The sequence below is a fragment of the Polaromonas sp. genome (genome assembly GCF_039930745.1).
GTDB lineage: Bacteria > Pseudomonadota > Gammaproteobacteria > Burkholderiales > Burkholderiaceae_C > Polaromonas.
In genome coordinates this window covers 57,547-74,089 of record NZ_JBDTTH010000007.1, presented here as the reverse complement: position 1 = coordinate 74,089, position 16,543 = coordinate 57,547, and the positions used below count along the sequence as shown (strand labels likewise).

Here is a 16,543-nt window from a genome sequence, read left to right as displayed (position 1 = left end):
GGCGCAGCAGATCGCGGGGTGTGAAGTTGGGCGATGGCAGGGCATCACCATACGCACGAAGCCAGTTCACGCTGGTATTTCGAGGGTACTTGAACCCGCTGGTAAAAACGGGCCAAATCCATAGGAATTTAAGTAGTGCTGGGACTGCACCCAGCGCCATCACGCATGCGGACTGTAAGACTGTCTCAAGTCCTTGACAGTGGGCGACTCGACGGAGTTATCTTTAAAACGCAGTCCGCAGCCGTGATGGTTTGTTAGCTCAGTTGGTTAGAGCGCCTGCCTGTCGAGCAGGAGGTCGACGGTTCAATCCCGTCACAAGCCGCCAGATTTCCGCTATGGCAAGGACCTTTCGCCGCCAGCCACGGCAACAACCTGAAGGATAGCTATGTACAGTTCCCGACGTCTCCTGACTCTTGCCCTTGCCTGCACAGCCCTGATTGCCAGCGCCGCCGACGCGGTGTACCAGCGAGCGGTTCGGCCAGTGGTTGAAGCCGCCGTCTGTGTTGGTTTGTGGCTGAAGCGCCAGATGCTCGACGCCTTCAAGCTGGCCGGTGGTGAAGATGAGGGCGAAGCCCAGCCGGCCGTGATGCTGGTGCAGGCCAAGGCCTTTGTGCTGCGACTAGCCAAGCGCGAGCGCCCCGAGGTCACTGGCTCATGGCGCATGTGCCCATCAACCTGAACACCGGCCCACAAGGCCAGTAACTAAAAAAGGCCCGGCAACCCCGGGCCTTTTGCTTTCACGGATACAGGTTGCCTGACAGGGGGGTCCTAGTCGGTGGCCAACAGCCTTTATCCGTGAGAGCCGTGATGAGGCAGTCGCACTAGGCTGGCAGACCTGACGTGCGCTGTAGCAGGTTGCGATTCCTGCAATACGTAGCGGCACGAGCCGGACGAGTCTGCTCATGGGTATCCACAAGCCCGCCAGGTCCTCTAGCCCTGGCGGGCTTTCTTATTTGCGACGGGAGTTTGTTATGGCCACCACCAAAAAACAGGCACCCAAGAAGAAACCCGCCCCAAGGGTAGCCAAGGCCGCGGCGCCGAAGGCGAAGCCACCCGCCAAGGGCTGGAAGCTGCCCACCGCGACGAAGGCGCCCAAGCCCGTAAAGGCACCGGTGCCCGTAGTGGTGAAGGTGGAGGGGGGCGAAGCCCTGATGGACCTCACACCGAAGCAGGAGGCGTTCTGCCTGGCCTACATCGAGTGCGGCAACGCCAGCAAGGCCTACAGGCAGGTTTACGACGCCAAGGACATGCTGCCAGGCACCGTTTGGTCCAGCGCTTGCCTTTTGCTCCAAAACCCCAAGGTTGCCGCAAGGGTCCGTTTCCTGAAGGACCAGGCATCGGCGCTCATCCTGCTGACCAAAGCCGACGTGCTTGCCGAGGCGATGCGCCTTGCCACCTTTGACATCCGCAAGCTGTACGACGACCACGGCAGCCCGATTCCGATTCATGAGCTGGATCCTGACACGGCCGCCTGTTTGCTGGGCGTGGACGTGCTCGAAGAGTTCGAGGGCCAGGGCAAGGACCGCAAGTTCATCGGCTACACGAAAAAGTACAAGACCGGCGACAAGAAGGGCGCGCTGGAAATGCTGTTCAAGCACTTCGGGCTCTACGAGGTGGACAACCAGCAGAAGACCGATCCGCTGCGCGAGCTTTTGAAGGCCATGGGCGGTAAATCGGCGTTCCCCGTGGTCAAGGACGCGCCCACATGAACATGCGCATGGCCATCCCGCTCGACTTCGTGCCCAGTGACCCCGAGGAACTGGCCGCTTGCCTGGCTGATCCGCAATGGCGCGTGGGATCTGGCTTTCTCTACAAGATCATGATTAAAGAGGATGACAACGACGACGGCACGGTCATCCCGTTCAAGCCCAACCGGGCGCAGCGCAGGCTGGTTTCCCGCCTGTGGCATCGCAACATCATCCTGAAGGCCCGCCAGCTGGGTTTCACGACCCTGGTAGCCATCCTGTGGCTGGACCACGCCCTGTTCAACGACAACCAGCGCTGCGGCATCATCGCGCAGGACCGTGAGGCCGCGGAGGTCATCTTCCGGGATAAGGTGAAGTTGGCCTACGAGAACATGCCGGAGAGTTTGCGCCAGGCCATGCCGCTGAAGCGTGACAGCGCCAGCGAATTGCTGTTTGGGCACAACAACTCCAGCATCCGGGTGGCCACATCGATGCGGTCCGGCACCATCCACCGGCTCCACATCAGCGAGTTCGGCAAGATTTGCGCCAAGTTCCCCGACAAAGCCAAAGAGGTCATGACCGGCTCGCTGCCGGCCGTGCCTCTGTCCGGCATCACCATCATTGAATCGACCGCTGAAGGGCAGGACGGCGACTTCTACACCATGACGGAGCGCGCCAGGGCGCTGGACGAGCAGGGCAAGGAGCTGACCGAGCGCGACTATCGCTTCCACTTCTTCCCATGGTGGCAGGAGGACGCCTACCGCATCACGTCAAACAGCGTGGTCATCACCGAAAAGGACCGCGAGTATTTCGCCGAGGTCGAAGCGCTCATCAAGCAGCCGCTGGACCAGGAGCAGCGCAACTGGTACGTGGCCACGCGCGATGCTGACTTTGCCGGCGACCCGGAAAAGATGTGGCAGGAGTACCCGAGCTACCCGGAAGAGGCCTTCAAGGTGTCGACCGAGGGCACGTACTACGCCAAGCAGCTGGCCGCGTCCCGTCTGGGCGGCCGCATCGGCTTCTTCCCGCACGTCGAAGGTATCCCCGTCAACAGCTTCTGGGACATCGGCAACAGCGACGGTACCGGCGTGTGGCTGCACCAACGTATAGGTGGTGAAAACCGCTTTATTCGCTACATCGAAGGCTGGGGCGAGGGTTACAGCTACTTCACCAACAAGATGCGCCTGCTTGGTTATGAGTGGGCCAAGCACAAACTGCCGCACGACGGCGACCACGCCCACCAGCAGTACGCCGGCCCTGTCCGACCCATTGACGAGCTTGAGAAGTCGGAGTTAGGTGGCGTGTGGGAAATCGTACCCCGCGTCAATGACATTCAGCACGGCATCGAGGCGGTCCGCAAGGTGTTCGGGCAATGCACCTTCCATGAGCCGGACACGAAGGAAGGGCTGATCCACCTGGCCCGCTACAAAAAGTCATGGAACACCCGCGGCGGCTGCTGGAGCCAGACGCCTTTCAAGGACATCCACACCGAATGCGCCGACGCATTCCGGCAGTTCGCCCAGGGCTATGAGGCCCCACGCATCACCCAAAAGAAACAGCCCCGCAAGGGCAATTGGAGAACCGCATGAGCACACCCACACTTCTAGGCCCGCGCGGCACGCCCATGGTCGAACTGGGCGGGGAACGGGCATGGCGCCAGTTCACCAAGGGCGACATGATCGCCAGCCTTCAATGGCTCGACCTGCAGGCGGTGGACCCCAACTTCCCCGAGGCCGGCGCGGTGCCGTGCATGTGCGTGTTCCATGCCCACCGCCGTGTTGAGACTGGCGCGCACGTCATCCCCCAGCGTTTTGCCTACCTGTACGGGGCGCGCGAGGGCAAACCCACCCCGTATTTCTTCAGCAGCGTGATGAATGCCTGCGAGACAGCCGGCTTTGACCGCAACGACAAGGCCGCCCAGCACCGAATCATGGACCTGGTGCTGGACGCCATGCCCGACCTGATTCTGATGCCCGGCGAGCAGCCGAGCGCCCTGGAACTGAAGGCCCGCCGCCAAGGCATCGAGGCGACTGTGACGATCAACGGGCGCAAAGCCCACGAGGAAAGGATCTGACATGTTCGACGTCCGACGCACCGCGCAAAAAGAAGGCTCAGCTATTTCAGTGGGCGAGGGCGCTGAACGCCCGGCAGAAATCACCGAGAAAGAGGAAACGGAGCGCCGGCACAAGGCGCTGATGGACCTGCTCGAGGACGAAGGCCGTCTGCAAGCCGAAGAGCGCATCCAGATGGCGATTGACGAGGACTACTACGACCACCTGCACTGGAGGCCGGAGGATGCCGAGGTGTTGATCGAGCGCGGCCAGGCTCCCGTGGTGTTCAACGAAGCCCGTCAGTCCATCGACTGGATCATTGGCACCGAAAAGCGCATGCGCAAGGACTACAAGGTGCTGCCGCGCGAGGAAGGCGACGAGGACGCGGCCGAGGTGAAAACGAAGGTCATCAAGTACACGGACGACGTGAACATGACCCAGCACCAGCGCTCGCAAGCCTTCGGGCAGACGGCCAAGGCTGGCCTGTCGTGGCTGGAAGAGGGTGTCAACCCGGATCCCGAGGACGAACTGATTTATTCCGGCATCGAGGACTGGCGCAACGTGTTCCGCGACTCGCGCTCACGCAAGCCTGACATGGATGACGCCCGGTACCTGTTCCGTCGCAAGGTCACCGACCTGGACTATGCGATTGCCCTGCTGCCCAAACAGGCCGAATACCTGCGCAACGGTGCCCGCGCGTATGGCGAGAACGACGGCGACACCGACATCTGGTACCTGGGCGAGCGCCTGACCAACGCCAGCGAGGGCGACTGGCTGGATTCGTCGTCCCGTTTCGGTGACCGCGCCGCCTATGTGAAGCGTGACGGCTTCTACGACTCCGGCCGCCGCCAGTCGGTGGAGTTGCTGGAGTGCTGGTACCGCGTGCCTGAATCGGTGGATGTGTTCGCCGATGGCGACCTGCGCGGCAAGGTCATGGACATCAAGAACCCCGAGCACGTTGCCGCCAAGAAGGCCGGCGCACGCCTTTACAGCACGGTGAAGATGCGCATGCGCGTGATGATCGCCACGAAGGAAATCTGCTTGTGGGATGGCCCGAGCCCGTTCAAGCATCAAAAGTTCCTGCTGGTGCCGATCTGGGGCTATCGCCGCGCGCGTGATGGCCAGGTGTACGGCCCGATGCGCGGCATGCGTGACATCCAGGACGACCTGAACAAACGCCGGTCGAAGGCCTTGTTCGCGCTGTCGACCAACCGCATCATCATGGACAAGGGCGCGGTGGAGGACATCGAAGAGTTGCGCGACGAGGCGGCACGGCCGGACGGCATCATCGAGAAGGCCGCCAACAAGAAGCTGGAGTTCCAGAAGAACACCCACGACTTCCAGGGCAACCTGCTGCTGGCTCAGGAGGATTCCCAGCTGCTGCGCAACGCCGGTGGGGTGACAAACGAGAACCTTGGCCGCAACACGCAGGCCCAGTCCGGTATTGCCATCGAGCGCAAGCAGGATCAGGGCTCGCTGACCACATCGGGCCTGTTCGACAACTACATGCTGGCAATCAAGCTGGCCGGCCAGCTGCGGCTGTCGCACATCGAGCAGTTCTACACACAAGCCAAGGCCGTCCGCATCTTGGGCGAGGACAAGCCGGTGGAGTGGCTGAAGATCAATCAAGTGGATCCGCTGACTGGCCAGATGCTCAACGACATCACAGCCACGCAGGCCGATTTCATCGTGGACACGCAGGACTACCGCGCCAGCCTTGCGCAGGCCGCGCTCGACCAGATGTTCGAGTTGCTGGGCAAGATCGCCACGTTCGCACCCCAGGTGGTGCTGTCCGTGCTCGACCTGCTGGTGGAAAGCGCCGACATCAAGAACAAGGACGAGTGGGTGACCCGCATTCGCAAGGTGAACGGGCAGCGTGACCCCACGAAGAAGCCCACACCCGAAGAAATGCAGGCCGAACAGGCCGGGCAGGCAAAGCAGGCCGCGCGCGAGGCGCTGGACGAGCGGATGCTGATTGCCAAGGTGGACGAAACCGAGGCCAAGGCGAAGCTGCTGAACGCCGACGAGGTGCTACGCCGCGTGAACACCATGTTCGAGGCGCTGCAGGCCGCCCAAGTGCTGGCCACCGCACCCGGTGTGGCTGGCGCCGCCGATGCGATCACCAAGTCCGCCGGGATGGTGGACGAGCAGCCAGGACCGATACCAGCGCCCGAGGCCATGCCCGCGCCTGAAGTCCTACCTGTCGTACCACCCGACCAAGCCGCACTGCCCGCACCCATTGCTGCCGACCCGGCTGCGGTGATCTGACGATTTTTTAACACGCCGCAGGGCGAGAAGGAGAGAGCGATGGACAACACAATTGCCGCCCCGGCAGAAGACAAGGGCTACGACTCATGGCGCGCAAAGGATGACATGCGCACCCTGATTGAGTCCAACAAGATCAAGAAGGACGTGACGCGCATGAAGCACGTCAAGCGGGCGGCCAAAGAAGAAATGGCCCAGATCACTGCCATCAAGGCATTGGCAGCGTAACGATTTTTTAACCAAAGGAGAGCAAGATGCTTGCAGGATATTCAGAGGAAGATTTGGCCGGTTTGAGCGAGGCCGAGAAGAAGATCATGTTGGCGGGTGATGACGACGACGCTGATGCGGTTGCCGAGCTGGCGGGTGAAGAGGATGAAGACGAAGCTGCTGCGGCCGCTGGTACCGACGGCAAGGGCGGAAAAGAGGGTGCGGACAAAGGCGATGCGGCCGAGAAAGACGCCGATGACGAGCCTGGTGTTGACACGGGTGTGACCTTCAAGCCTGCCACGCCAGCAGACGCCAAAGAGCAGCGTGATGCCCTGCAGACGCGCAAGGACGAGGCCTTCCAGAAGCTGATGGACGGCGAAATCGAGCCCGCAGCGTTCCAGAAGGTCGATAAAGAGGTGTCAGCCGAGCTCGAAAAGCTCATGGCTGCATCCATCACGGACAACGTGACTGGCGCCATCACCCAGGCCAACCTGGTGAAGGCATGGGAGGGTGAGGTTGCAGCGCTCACCAAGACCGCCAAAGCTGAAGGGCTGGACTATGGGGACGAGAAGCTCAAGGAAGAGCTAGACGGCCTGGTGCGAGTGTTCGGCGACGAGGCAGGGCGCAAGGGTATGACCGATGAAGGCCTCAAGGCATCAAAGTGGGCGCTCAAGCAGGCTCACGACACGATGAAGATGCGCCACGGCAAGGCCACCGCTGCGCCAGCCCCATCGCCTGCGGCAGGCGGCAAGAAGGCAGGCGCGCCAGACCTGTCGGGCATTCCACCATCCCTGTCGAAGGCTCCCCTTGCCGCCGGCGCGGCTGTTGCCGATGAGTTCGCGCATCTGGAGGGCCTGAAGGGCGCGGCGCTCGAAAAAGCCATCGCCAAAATGACGCCCGAGCAGTCCGATCGGTACCTGGCATGAGTGCCGCGCGTGTCCTGACGCGAAACATGCGGGTGGGCGAGTCCATCACGTTCGACAACGGGCGCATTGTTGCCCGGCTGGAAGAGCGCACTGGCCGCAACACTGCGCGCATTCGCTTTGAACTGGAAGTGGATGTCGTGGTGACAAAGCCCAGCGACCCGATCAAGCCGAAGGACACGCTGCCAGTGCTGTGAAAACGCAACAAATCCGAGGGTACTTGTAAACGGTTGTCTGTTTGCATACCCTCGGAGTTCTAAATGGCCCGTAGGGCTGCCGCCGGGGCAAACCGGTAAATATGCGCAAGAGCGCTTTTTCAACTTGATTGAAGGAGTGCGATATGCGTACATTGATTGGTGTAAATGACCGCCAGACGGTCAAAAAATGGGCAACGATGTTGTCCGTGGCGGTCAACAAGGCGAGCTACTTCGCTCGCAAGATGACCGGCGAAGGCAAGGACTCCCGCCTGCCCATCCAGCGCATTGACGATCTGGAACAGGGCGCCGGCGACGAGGTGACTGTTGACCTGCTGATGCCCATGAACATGGAGCCAGTGGTCGGCGAAGAAACCCTAGACGGCAAAGAGCAGCCACTGAAGTATTACACCGACCGCCTGCGCATTGACCAGGTGCGTGGTGGTGCCGATCTGGGCTCGCGTATGACCAAGAAGCGCACCCTGCGCAACCTGCGTCAGGACGCAAAGCGCGTTTCGACCGACTGGTGGAAGCGCCTGCAAGACGAGCTGTATTTCATCTACCTGTCTGGCTCGCGCGGTACAGGTACCGGCTACGTCTGGTCTGCCAACAACCCGTTCTTCCAGGTCAACCCGCTGACCGCACCCGATTCCATGCACTTGATGTATGGCGGCGCGGCCACCAGCAAGGCTACCGTTACCAGCGCTGATGGTTTCAAGCTGCGTTTGATCGACAAGGCCGTAGCCAAGGCTGAAACGATGGGTGGCGACGGTACCGACGAACTCTCCATGTTGCCCATCAACATCGAGAATGGTGAGCACTACGTTGCGCTGATGCACACGTACCAGTTCGACTCATTGAAGTCGGACACTGCGACCGGCCAGTGGCTGGACATCCAGAAGGCTGCAGCTGCCGCTGAAGGCCGCAAGAACCCGATTTTCGACGGTTCTGAAGGCATGTACGCAAACGTGATCCTGCACAAGCACCGCAACGTGATCGGCTTCAGCGACTACGGCGCCAGCGTCAACCTGCCGGCCCGTCGCGCCCTGTTCCTGGGCTCGCAGGCTGCCATGGTGGCCTACGGTTCCGGTGACGGTGAAACCCGCTTCTCGTGGACCGAGGAGGAAAAGGACCACGGCAACAGCGTCGCCATCGGTACACACGCCATCATGGGTGTGAAGAAGGCGACCTACAAGTCGAAGGACGACTCTGTCGTCCGCGACTTCGGCGTGATCGCCATGGACACCTACGCGGTGGATCCAAACGCCTGATGACGCAGAGCCGGGTAACTCCCGGCTCGCCCCTTCACCCAAGTCCTTTAGGAGCCTGTTATGACCAAGTATTACACCGACGCGGCTACGAACAAGAAGCCGCTCCCCCAGCCGTTCAGCGCGGCCGTGATGAAGATCGCGATTGATGTGATCTTTCCTTCGATCAACTATGTGGCCAACGAGCTGCACCAGTTGATCGAGATTCCTGCCGGCGTGCAGGTGGTGGATTACGACATCCACTTCCCGGACATCGACTCCAACGGCACACCAACCATCGTTTGCAGCATCGGCACCGAGAATGCCGGCGGCACTGATCTGGGCACCGTCTGGGACGCTGCGCTGACCGCAGGCCAATCGGCTGCTGTCGTGCGCGCCGCGACCGCGAATTGCGCCCAGGAATCGACCGCTGCGGCCCGCAAGGTGTCGCTGAAGTTCACCGCCATTGCCGCGACCTATGCGGGCCTTGGCAAGACCGGCCAAGTCATCCTCCATCTGCGAGGCTAAACCGCCGGGGCGTGTGTGTGAAGGGGGCCCAACCGAGCCCCCTTTTTTCTTTAACTCAGGAGTGCAAGATGCTGATTCATGCTTATCGCCGCACCGCGGCAACACAGGTCGATACCGGCCGCAACAAAATTGACTTCAAACCCAACGCTGCCGGCGATGTGGTTGCCGAAGTCGCAGGTGATGCAGACGCGGAACTGCTGATGGGCATCACCGAGGGCTATCGTGTCTACGAGCCCAAGGCCGCGTCCAAGCAGCCAAAACAGACCGCCGAAGAGATTGCTGCCGCTGCCGCCGCTGCATCTGCTGCCGCTGGTGCCGCCGCAGTCGCCAAAGGCTCCGCATTCGTGCTGAAAAATGGTGACGACACGCTGGATCTGGGCGCGATGAAAGACGATGCCCTTAAGGCGTTCGCCAAGGAAAACGAGATCCGTTTGCACCACACATGGACCGGTGACAAGCTGCGCGAGAAGATCAAAGAAGCCTTCGAGGGCTAAAACGTGCTGGCGTCACAGGTTATTGACAGCGCGACGGAACTCCTGCAAGACGAGGGGAACGTCCGCTGGGTGCGTGCCGACCTGCTGGGCTGGCTCAACGACGGCCAGCTGCAGGTTGTCGTGGTGCGCCCGGACGCCAAGACCTTCACTGGCCCCCTGGCGCTGGTGGCGGGCCCACTGCAAGCAATTTCATCCGGTGGACTGCGACTGTTGGACGTGACGCGCAATGTTGGAGGTAGGGCCATCACGCTCATCACGCGCCAGCAGCTGAACGACCTGAATACAGCCTGGTTCACCACCACCGGCAAGACGGCCATCAAGCACTACATGTTCGATGACCGCTTTCCCAAGGAATTTCATTGCTATCCGCCGGCCGCTGTGGGTGCGTCAGTCGAAGCCCGGTGGAGCGCCGTGCCTGTTCCGTGCGTAGCAGAAACCGATGTCATTGACCTTGACGACACCTACAAGTCGGCGTTGGTTGACTACATCTGCTACCGGGCGTTCCTGCGTGACAGCGAGGCGCCCAGTTCGCTCGCGCGCTCAAACGCCTTCCTGCAATCGTTCATGTTGAGCCTGACCGGCAAGACCAATGCCGACCAGGCAGCAAAACCGAAGAGGGATCCAGCGTGAAAACTTGGGACCAGTTCTTCCGCGATGTACTGCCGGACGTTCCGGGATGCCCTGAGCCAGTGGCAGAGCACGCCATCCTTCGGGCGGCTCAGGAGTTCTTCCAGCGCTCGCGGGCATGGCACCTATGGCTGGACGACATCACGACCCGGGGCGAAATCAGCGCATACGACCTGAACCTAGAGCCCAACTCCGAACTGGTGCGACTGGAAGGGGCAACGCTCGACGGCGAAATCATATCCCTGTCCCGTATCGAGGACATGCCGAGCAACTGGCGCACCCAAAGCTCGGGCATGCGGACATGTGTGTTCACGACCGACTCCAAGACCGTGCAGCTGCTACCCATCAAGGCGGCAGACATGAAGCTGTCCATCCGGGCAAGCCTCAAGCCGTCTAACAACGCACCGGGCATTGCGGATGACCTGTTCGACCTGTACGTCGAAACCATCGCCATGGGCGCCAAGTCGCGGCTCATGGCACAGCCGGGCAAGGACTACAGCAACATGGCCGGCGCCGACGCATGGGGCGGGCAGTTCCGTGATGCGGTCGATACGATCAAGTCGCGGCTCTGGCGCGGCAACGCGGCGACCAGGACGCGAAGCCGGGCCAACCTGTTCTAAGAACGAAAGAAGATCATGAGCAAAGGCAACACCTTCGAGAACGACCTGTTGAAGCTCCTGTTCAACGGCGTAGCGATTGCCAACCTGGCCGACAACGCAGCCGTGGGCCCGTTGACCGAGCTATTCGTGGCGCTCCACACCGCAGACCCGGGCGAGGCAGGCAACCAGGCTACCAGCGAAATCGCCTACACGGGCTACGTGCGCATGGCCGTTGACCGCGACGGCACCGGGTGGGTGGTGACGGCCAATTCTGTCAGCCCATTCGCAAACATTGAATTCCCTGAAATGACGGGCGGCGCTGGCGGTACTGCCACTCATGCCTCCATCGGTACAGATCTGGCGGGCGCTGGAAAAATTCTCTACAGCGGCGTTCTGACACCGAACATCATCTGTGCCCTGGGTGTCACGCCCCGGATTCTGACCACTTCCACCATCACGGAGGACTGACCTGTGGTTGACCTTCCACGCGCTGAGCTTGCCATGGGCGAAGTTCTTGTCTTTGAGGTGGCAATCGAGCGCTTTTTTGGCTTTCAGGACAGCGGACTCGTGGCTGCGGGTGTGGCTGTTGAGGCATCGGTGGGGCGGGCAACTGCCGCTTCGCTGCTGCAGGCCGCTGGCGTGGCAAATGCTGGCGTAGTCGCCGGAGCCCGTGCCAGCGCCTTGCTACAGGCCATCGGCGCGGCTCTGGGCTCATTTCGCGGCATTGGGGTGCGGAAGCTGTCCGGATCATTCAGCATGGCAGGCACCTGCACATGGTACGCGCGCGGCGTGACGTTCAAGCCGCGTATGCCGCTGGCCGATGACTGCATGGTTCGCGCCCGTGAGGGCCGCGGCATGCTGCGCCCGCTGGAATACCGCGCATCGATGGTTCTTGCCGCGTCTGAGGACCATCTATACGACGAGCAACGGAGGGCCATCCGATGATTTTGGGCAAACACGACAAGCAGCCAGCCGAGGTCAAAGACTACCCGATCGACTACAGCGAGTGGCTGTCCGAGATCCCGGCCGGCGACACGTTGGCCAGCGCCATTGCCGTCGCAACGTGCACCACGACCCCGGCCGACACCGCCCTGGTGGTGGATCAGGTCATTGTGTCGCCCATAGGTGTTGCCGTTTGGCTGAGCGCCGGCACCGATGGCGAAACCTACAAGGTGACCGTGACGGCAACCACCGTCGGCGGGCGCGTTGACCAATCAGAAATTACCGTAAGAGTGAAGGACACCTGATGACACAACTCCTTGCAAACAATGCCAGGGCACTGCTGACCGCGGACATACTCGCGGCCGATACGTCCATTACTATCGAGGTACCCAAGGCCGACTCCTTTCCAATTGCCAACACCGGCACCGACCCGGTTAACACGGTGAGCAAGAACTGGTTCAAGGCTGTGCTACAAAAGTCCACCGGCGAAATCGAAATCATCTACGTGCGCAGCCGGGCTGCGGGTGTCTCCATCTTCAGCAACGTGATTCGCGGTCAGGAGGGCACCACGGCGCTCGATTTCGTGGCTGGGAGCGTGACGGGCTTGCGCCTGACGGCTCTGGACCAGCAAAACGCTATTGAATTGGCCGCGATGGCCACGACGGCGGGCAAAGGGCTACTGAACGCTGCCGCTGCCGCCGACCAACTCGCGTTGTTGGGTGCAAGTAGCACCACGACTGCCGACCTACGAGTCCAAACCCTAGCCGCTACCCAAGCAGTCATCACCGGCACAGCTACGGCCATCATCGCCACGCAGACCCCACCGACCTCCGGCGTCAAGCAAATTGATTTCGTCGTTGTCGCGGGTAACGGCGGCGCTGCGACAACGATTGCAATCAACGGCGATGCAGCTTTGCCGTTAAAGCAATACGACAGCGCGGGCGCTCTGGTTGATCCTGTTCTTTACGCTGGGCAAGTCGTCCATGCGGTGAACGATGGAACACGGTTTATTTTGGCGAATCCGCTGCCAACAGCTTCAATTGCACCTACACTCGCATCTCCACCCGTCCCCCAAACTGTATTATCCGGCCCGGTGGACTCCAACGGATTCGCGGCTTTTGGTGGAGCCACTGGTAGCGCAACGGTGACGGCTACCGGCACGATCAAAGCCACGGCAGCGGCTGGCGGCGATGCGAATTACACCGGCTCAATCGTCAATCCGTCATGGACTGGCCTAAGCACTAACGGCACGATGTTCCTGTATCTGGACATTACTGCTACTGGTGTCGTTACAACCGGCAGCACAGCGCTTGCGCCGACATACCGCTGGGGTGGTGCTGACGTAGTTACAAACCTGCAAAATACTTTCAACATCCAAGCGATGACCATGAAGGTCGGCAACGGCACAACCGCAGCGCAGGTTTACCGCGTGTTTGTTGGCGAAGTGACGGTATCGGGCGCGGTGGTCACGGCGATCACTTGGTACGCTCTGATGGAGCAGTACTACAACGAGCAGGCTACGCTGGCCTTCTCTACAGCCTACTCCTTCAATCACAACATCGGAACGCCGCTCCTGAGCGTTTCCCGCTGGTACGAGTGTAAAACAGCAGACGCCGGGTATGCGGTGGGCGACCGGATTTATGAATCCTCCGGCGATTCAAACGGAACAGCCGCCAATGGTGGGGCATTTTGGACGACGGCAAAAACGTGCGGCGTGACGATTGGTGCAGGCGCAGGCGGATTCGCCTTGCTGCAAATCTCCAATAAATCAACAGGGGCTCTGGCGAACTTGGCTGTAGGCAGTTGGAAGCTTGGTTTCCTAGTAAAACGCGCATGGAGTTAATCATGTGGATTAATCAATCCGGCCATATGTATATTGGAGATCGCGCCCAAGGCGACCGCGAGTCAACGCCTGAAGAAATAGCGGCGTGGAAATTGTCACGCCAGCCAACGCCAAGCCAGCAAGCCATTTCCCAAATCCGCGCCCTTGAAGCGCCTTTTGAAGATGACCTTAAGAAGATTCAGCGCCAGACAATTATCGCTCTGCTACTGAAGGAGTCGATGGCGATGGCCCCGCAATTGACCAAAGAACAGGTTCACGCTTACCTCATGGCCCAAGCAGGTAAGAGCGGGGACGGCTATGCCAAGCTCGTCGCGCTGGAGGAAGCGGTCAAGCCCTACCGTGAACAGATCAAGGCGGGGGCATGAGCTGGCTGCTAGCGGTCATCCTGTCACCGCTCTGGCTGCTTTACCCGCTGTACCTAATCGGCATTCAGGCGCTGTACGCAAAGCGTGGCGGGTGGTGGAGGCTGTTTTATGTGTTCTTGCCGTTCACAAAGACGGCGTTTGTGCTGGACGTTGCGATGAATTACACGCTGCTGGCCGCGTACACATGGGACTGGCCGCAACCCGGTGAATACACCTTTTCGCAGCGCTTGCAGCGCCTGCTGTACGCGGGTGGTCGGCGTGCCTCGCTGGCGTGGTTTATCAAGTTGTGGATGCTGGACTGGGCAGCGCCTGGTGGCCTGCATATCAAGGTGAGGCCATGAACACACCCTGCCAAGATTGACATGACGGGCATTGTCATCACCTCCTTCCGCGGCAAAGTGCCCAAGGTTTCGACGCGCCTGCTCAGCGACACTTCGGCGGTCGTGGCGACCGATTGCGTGCTCACGTCGGGAAAGCTGGTGCCGATCAACCGACCAGGCCTGTCTCACACGTCGATGGCGGTCAGCATTGCCAGCATGTACCGGTACCGCTTTGGGGAGATCCTGAACTGGCTGACCAGCATTAACCCGGTGGACTGGGCGAAGTCCTCAACCTCACAAGATGCGATGGGTCGCATCTTCTACACCGGGGACGGTGAGCCGCGCATGACCACCTACGCGGACGCCATCATTGGCCCAGGGCCTTACCCGGCCGGCTGGTACGTGCTGGGTGTGACGCCACCAGTCACGGCGCCCGGCGTCGCGGTGGTCGGTGGTGTGGCGCCGACCGAGGCGCGCGCTTATGTCTACACCTTCGCAACCCGATTTGGCGAGGAATCCGGGCCAAGCCCTGCAACCCTGTTTACTGGCAATGTTGATGGCAGCTGGGATTTGACCGCCATGGACATCGCGCCGCCCAACACGGGCGCGGTGACGACAGCTGTTGCGGACACACCGAGCGCCGGCTTCGCGCAGGTGACGCAGGATTCGACCTTCGGCGTGGTGCCTGGTGAATGGGTGGTCTATGCCGGCATCGGTGGTCTGACCGACCTGAACGGCCGTTTCAAGGTGCTCAGTGTCACCGGCCTCAACGTGGTGGTGGAACTGGCGACAGCGCAGGTTTACACCGCCGGCGGCACCTGGACCCGTGAGGCACCGCACAACAAAACCGGCATGGTCAAACGAATCTACCGCACGGTGGGCACTGGCGTCGATTACAAGTTCGTGGCCGAAATCCCCGTGGCTGATGCCACGTACAGCGATACCGTCGTGGCTACAGACCTGGCTGAAACCATCCCGAGCCTGTTTACGCTGACACCGCCCAAGGCGGGGCACAGCATCATCGCCTTGGCCAACGGCGCGCACGCCATGCTGGCGGGCAACGAGCTTTGCATGTCAGAGCCCTACAAGCCGCATTCCTGGCCGCTGGCCAACCGCTACAGCTTCCCCGCGGTGTGCGTGGCGTTGTCGGCATCGCTGAATTCTGTGATCGTGCTCACGGACAGCTACCCGTACTTCGTGACTGCCACGGTCCCCGAGGCGGCCAGCCCGAGCCGCGGGGAAACTTATGCGCCGTGCGTGGCGAAGCGTGGCGTGGTGCACACCGGGGACGGCTGCCTGTACCCGGGCCACGACGGGCTGTATTCCATCACGGCCAGCGGCGCCAAGAATGTGACGCTGGGCATGTATCGCAAAAAGGAGTGGAAGGCGCTGCTGCCCGAGACATTCCGAGCCGCCTTCAACAGCCTGGGCTACTACGCTGTGCACGAGGACAATGACGGCGCGAAGTCGATCTGGTTCCTTGATGCCGCGGAGCCCGACGGGTGCATTGACTATTCCGAGGTGGCCGATGCACTGTATTCAAACGAGGTGGACGGCGACTTGTACCTGTCGATCGGCGACAAAATCTATCTGTGGGACGGTGACCCGGCCAACCGGAAAACCATGTACTGGCGGTCAAAGGACTTCCAGATGCCGCACGAGCTCAACTTCGCGGCCGGCCAGCTGAAGGCTCAATACCGCGAGGTCGTACCGATCAACACCACTGTGCAGGACGAAAACATTGCCTTGATGGCTGACGCCGACAACGTGGATGGTGAAATCGCTTCTGCCGAGGTGCTGGTGTACGAGGTGGCAGCTTCGGCGATTCAGCAGGTGTCAGACCAAACCGCAGGCTTCGCACAGATGATCTTGATTCGCAATGGCGCGCCAATCTACACGAAGGCGATGACCAGCGACAGGCCGTTTCGGTGGCCTGGTGGCTTCCGGGATGACGTCTACGCCCTGGGCATCGCTGCGAACATCACCGTCGACGCGGTGTATTCCGCTGAGTCGATGGAAGAGTTGGGCCAGGTGCCATGAGCGGGCGTGCCGCCGTCCCTGACCTGCGCAGCGGATCGCCACAGGTCGACGCGTGGGGGCAGGCCGTCAAGCAGAACATGGACTGGATGACGGGGCAGCAGAAAAACGCGCCCGTGCTGAAGGAATTGCCGGCAACCGCAACGCTGCAGGAGGTCATTGCGCAGCAAAACAAGATACTCCAGCGCCTGCTGGGCTGACCCGACCCCCATTGAA

The 16,543-nt window shown here is 61.1% G+C and carries 21 protein-coding genes and 1 tRNA gene; all 22 read left to right on the top strand.

All coding sequences use genetic code 11. From position 1 onward, the window contains the following. Positions 1–248: 248 nt before the first annotated feature. The 22 genes from ABI660_RS04405 (at position 249) to ABI660_RS04300 (ending at position 16,527) form a co-directional block, all read left to right on the top strand. Positions 249–325 (top strand) — tRNA-Asp (locus tag ABI660_RS04405). Positions 326–385: 60 nt separating this feature from the next. Beyond that, complete coding sequence (locus ABI660_RS04400) at positions 386–679, top strand: hypothetical protein (protein WP_348065341.1); 294 nt, start codon at positions 386–388, stop codon at positions 677–679. Between the two features lie 292 nt (positions 680–971). After that, positions 972–1,709, top strand: coding sequence for a terminase small subunit (locus tag ABI660_RS04395; protein WP_348065339.1), 738 nt, complete (start codon positions 972–974; stop codon positions 1,707–1,709). Continuing rightward, complete coding sequence (locus ABI660_RS04390; RefSeq protein WP_348065337.1) at positions 1,706–3,274, top strand: terminase; 1,569 nt, start codon at positions 1,706–1,708, stop codon at positions 3,272–3,274. Before ABI660_RS04395 ends, ABI660_RS04390 begins: the two co-directional genes overlap by 4 nt. After that, positions 3,271–3,759: a hypothetical protein gene (locus ABI660_RS04385; RefSeq protein ID WP_348065335.1), complete on the top strand. Its 489-nt coding sequence runs from the start codon at positions 3,271–3,273 to the stop codon at positions 3,757–3,759. Before ABI660_RS04390 ends, ABI660_RS04385 begins: the two co-directional genes overlap by 4 nt. A gap of 1 nt (position 3,760) precedes the next feature. Next, complete coding sequence (locus ABI660_RS04380) at positions 3,761–6,004, top strand: hypothetical protein (protein WP_348065333.1); 2,244 nt, start codon at positions 3,761–3,763, stop codon at positions 6,002–6,004. Between the two features lie 39 nt (positions 6,005–6,043). After that, positions 6,044–6,229: a hypothetical protein gene (locus ABI660_RS04375; protein ID WP_348065331.1), complete on the top strand. Its 186-nt coding sequence runs from the start codon at positions 6,044–6,046 to the stop codon at positions 6,227–6,229. 26 nt (positions 6,230–6,255) lie between these two features. Next, positions 6,256–7,134: a hypothetical protein gene (locus ABI660_RS04370; RefSeq protein WP_348065329.1), complete on the top strand. Its 879-nt coding sequence runs from the start codon at positions 6,256–6,258 to the stop codon at positions 7,132–7,134. Then, complete coding sequence (locus ABI660_RS04365; RefSeq protein ID WP_348065327.1) at positions 7,131–7,328, top strand: hypothetical protein; 198 nt, start codon at positions 7,131–7,133, stop codon at positions 7,326–7,328. The genes ABI660_RS04370 and ABI660_RS04365 overlap by 4 nt, the downstream gene beginning before the upstream one ends. Positions 7,329–7,471: 143 nt before the next feature. Next, entirely contained in the window at positions 7,472–8,596 is a 1,125-nt protein-coding gene (locus ABI660_RS04360; protein WP_348065325.1) for a N4-gp56 family major capsid protein, read from the top strand. 60 nt (positions 8,597–8,656) lie between these two features. After that, positions 8,657–9,100 (top strand): hypothetical protein, encoded by a 444-nt coding sequence (locus ABI660_RS04355; protein WP_348065323.1) that lies wholly within the window; start codon positions 8,657–8,659, stop codon positions 9,098–9,100. A 68-nt stretch (positions 9,101–9,168) separates the two neighbouring features. Then, positions 9,169–9,594 carry a hypothetical protein gene (locus ABI660_RS04350; protein ID WP_348065321.1) on the top strand — a complete coding sequence of 142 codons (426 nt, stop codon included), beginning with the start codon at positions 9,169–9,171 and terminating at the stop codon, positions 9,592–9,594. A gap of 3 nt (positions 9,595–9,597) precedes the next feature. Next, on the top strand, positions 9,598–10,224 hold the full coding sequence (locus ABI660_RS04345) for a DUF6682 family protein (RefSeq protein ID WP_348065319.1): 627 nt from the start codon (positions 9,598–9,600) through the stop codon (positions 10,222–10,224). Then, positions 10,221–10,841, top strand: coding sequence for a hypothetical protein (locus ABI660_RS04340; RefSeq protein WP_348065317.1), 621 nt, complete (start codon positions 10,221–10,223; stop codon positions 10,839–10,841). Before ABI660_RS04345 ends, ABI660_RS04340 begins: the two co-directional genes overlap by 4 nt. 15 nt (positions 10,842–10,856) lie before the next feature. Then, entirely contained in the window at positions 10,857–11,288 is a 432-nt protein-coding gene (locus ABI660_RS04335) for a hypothetical protein (protein WP_348065315.1), read from the top strand. Positions 11,289–11,321: 33 nt separating this feature from the next. After that, entirely contained in the window at positions 11,322–11,765 is a 444-nt protein-coding gene (locus tag ABI660_RS04330; RefSeq protein WP_348065313.1) for a hypothetical protein, read from the top strand. Continuing rightward, positions 11,762–12,067: a hypothetical protein gene (locus tag ABI660_RS04325; RefSeq protein WP_348065311.1), complete on the top strand. Its 306-nt coding sequence runs from the start codon at positions 11,762–11,764 to the stop codon at positions 12,065–12,067. Before ABI660_RS04330 ends, ABI660_RS04325 begins: the two co-directional genes overlap by 4 nt. Further along, on the top strand, positions 12,067–13,605 hold the full coding sequence (locus tag ABI660_RS04320; RefSeq protein WP_348065309.1) for a hypothetical protein: 1,539 nt from the start codon (positions 12,067–12,069) through the stop codon (positions 13,603–13,605). Before ABI660_RS04325 ends, ABI660_RS04320 begins: the two co-directional genes overlap by 1 nt. Positions 13,606–13,607: 2 nt before the next feature. Continuing rightward, positions 13,608–13,970 carry a hypothetical protein gene (locus ABI660_RS04315; RefSeq protein ID WP_348065307.1) on the top strand — a complete coding sequence of 121 codons (363 nt, stop codon included), beginning with the start codon at positions 13,608–13,610 and terminating at the stop codon, positions 13,968–13,970. Beyond that, on the top strand, positions 13,967–14,311 hold the full coding sequence (locus ABI660_RS04310; protein WP_348065305.1) for a hypothetical protein: 345 nt from the start codon (positions 13,967–13,969) through the stop codon (positions 14,309–14,311). The genes ABI660_RS04315 and ABI660_RS04310 overlap by 4 nt, the downstream gene beginning before the upstream one ends. 21 nt (positions 14,312–14,332) lie before the next feature. Then, complete coding sequence (locus ABI660_RS04305) at positions 14,333–16,330, top strand: hypothetical protein (protein ID WP_348065304.1); 1,998 nt, start codon at positions 14,333–14,335, stop codon at positions 16,328–16,330. Further along, the gene (locus tag ABI660_RS04300; protein ID WP_348065302.1) at positions 16,327–16,527 is read left to right on the top strand and encodes a hypothetical protein; all 201 of its coding nucleotides are present in this window, start codon (positions 16,327–16,329) and stop codon (positions 16,525–16,527) included. The genes ABI660_RS04305 and ABI660_RS04300 overlap by 4 nt, the downstream gene beginning before the upstream one ends. Positions 16,528–16,543: the final 16 nt, after the last annotated feature.

What these genes read in the sequence shown, in the direction of transcription:
- ABI660_RS04320 (WP_348065309.1), top strand. Translation starts at nt 12,067, where the DNA reads ATGACACAACTCCTTGCAAACAATGCCAGGGCACTGCTGACCGCGGAC.
- ABI660_RS04385 (WP_348065335.1), top strand. Translation starts at nt 3,271, where the DNA reads ATGAGCACACCCACACTTCTAGGCCCGCGCGGCACGCCCATGGTCGAA.
- ABI660_RS04365 (WP_348065327.1), top strand. Translation starts at nt 7,131, where the DNA reads ATGAGTGCCGCGCGTGTCCTGACGCGAAACATGCGGGTGGGCGAGTCC.
- ABI660_RS04395 (WP_348065339.1), top strand. Translation starts at nt 972, where the DNA reads ATGGCCACCACCAAAAAACAGGCACCCAAGAAGAAACCCGCCCCAAGG.
- ABI660_RS04335 (WP_348065315.1), top strand. Translation starts at nt 10,857, where the DNA reads ATGAGCAAAGGCAACACCTTCGAGAACGACCTGTTGAAGCTCCTGTTC.
- ABI660_RS04355 (WP_348065323.1), top strand. Translation starts at nt 8,657, where the DNA reads ATGACCAAGTATTACACCGACGCGGCTACGAACAAGAAGCCGCTCCCC.
- ABI660_RS04300 (WP_348065302.1), top strand. Translation starts at nt 16,327, where the DNA reads ATGAGCGGGCGTGCCGCCGTCCCTGACCTGCGCAGCGGATCGCCACAG.
- ABI660_RS04350 (WP_348065321.1), top strand. Translation starts at nt 9,169, where the DNA reads ATGCTGATTCATGCTTATCGCCGCACCGCGGCAACACAGGTCGATACC.
- ABI660_RS04310 (WP_348065305.1), top strand. Translation starts at nt 13,967, where the DNA reads ATGAGCTGGCTGCTAGCGGTCATCCTGTCACCGCTCTGGCTGCTTTAC.
- ABI660_RS04375 (WP_348065331.1), top strand. Translation starts at nt 6,044, where the DNA reads ATGGACAACACAATTGCCGCCCCGGCAGAAGACAAGGGCTACGACTCA.
- ABI660_RS04390 (WP_348065337.1), top strand. Translation starts at nt 1,706, where the DNA reads ATGAACATGCGCATGGCCATCCCGCTCGACTTCGTGCCCAGTGACCCC.
- ABI660_RS04325 (WP_348065311.1), top strand. Translation starts at nt 11,762, where the DNA reads ATGATTTTGGGCAAACACGACAAGCAGCCAGCCGAGGTCAAAGACTAC.
- ABI660_RS04370 (WP_348065329.1), top strand. Translation starts at nt 6,256, where the DNA reads ATGCTTGCAGGATATTCAGAGGAAGATTTGGCCGGTTTGAGCGAGGCC.
- ABI660_RS04380 (WP_348065333.1), top strand. Translation starts at nt 3,761, where the DNA reads ATGTTCGACGTCCGACGCACCGCGCAAAAAGAAGGCTCAGCTATTTCA.
- ABI660_RS04330 (WP_348065313.1), top strand. Translation starts at nt 11,322, where the DNA reads ATGGGCGAAGTTCTTGTCTTTGAGGTGGCAATCGAGCGCTTTTTTGGC.
- ABI660_RS04305 (WP_348065304.1), top strand. Translation starts at nt 14,333, where the DNA reads ATGACGGGCATTGTCATCACCTCCTTCCGCGGCAAAGTGCCCAAGGTT.
- ABI660_RS04360 (WP_348065325.1), top strand. Translation starts at nt 7,472, where the DNA reads ATGCGTACATTGATTGGTGTAAATGACCGCCAGACGGTCAAAAAATGG.
- ABI660_RS04315 (WP_348065307.1), top strand. Translation starts at nt 13,608, where the DNA reads ATGTGGATTAATCAATCCGGCCATATGTATATTGGAGATCGCGCCCAA.
- ABI660_RS04400 (WP_348065341.1), top strand. Translation starts at nt 386, where the DNA reads ATGTACAGTTCCCGACGTCTCCTGACTCTTGCCCTTGCCTGCACAGCC.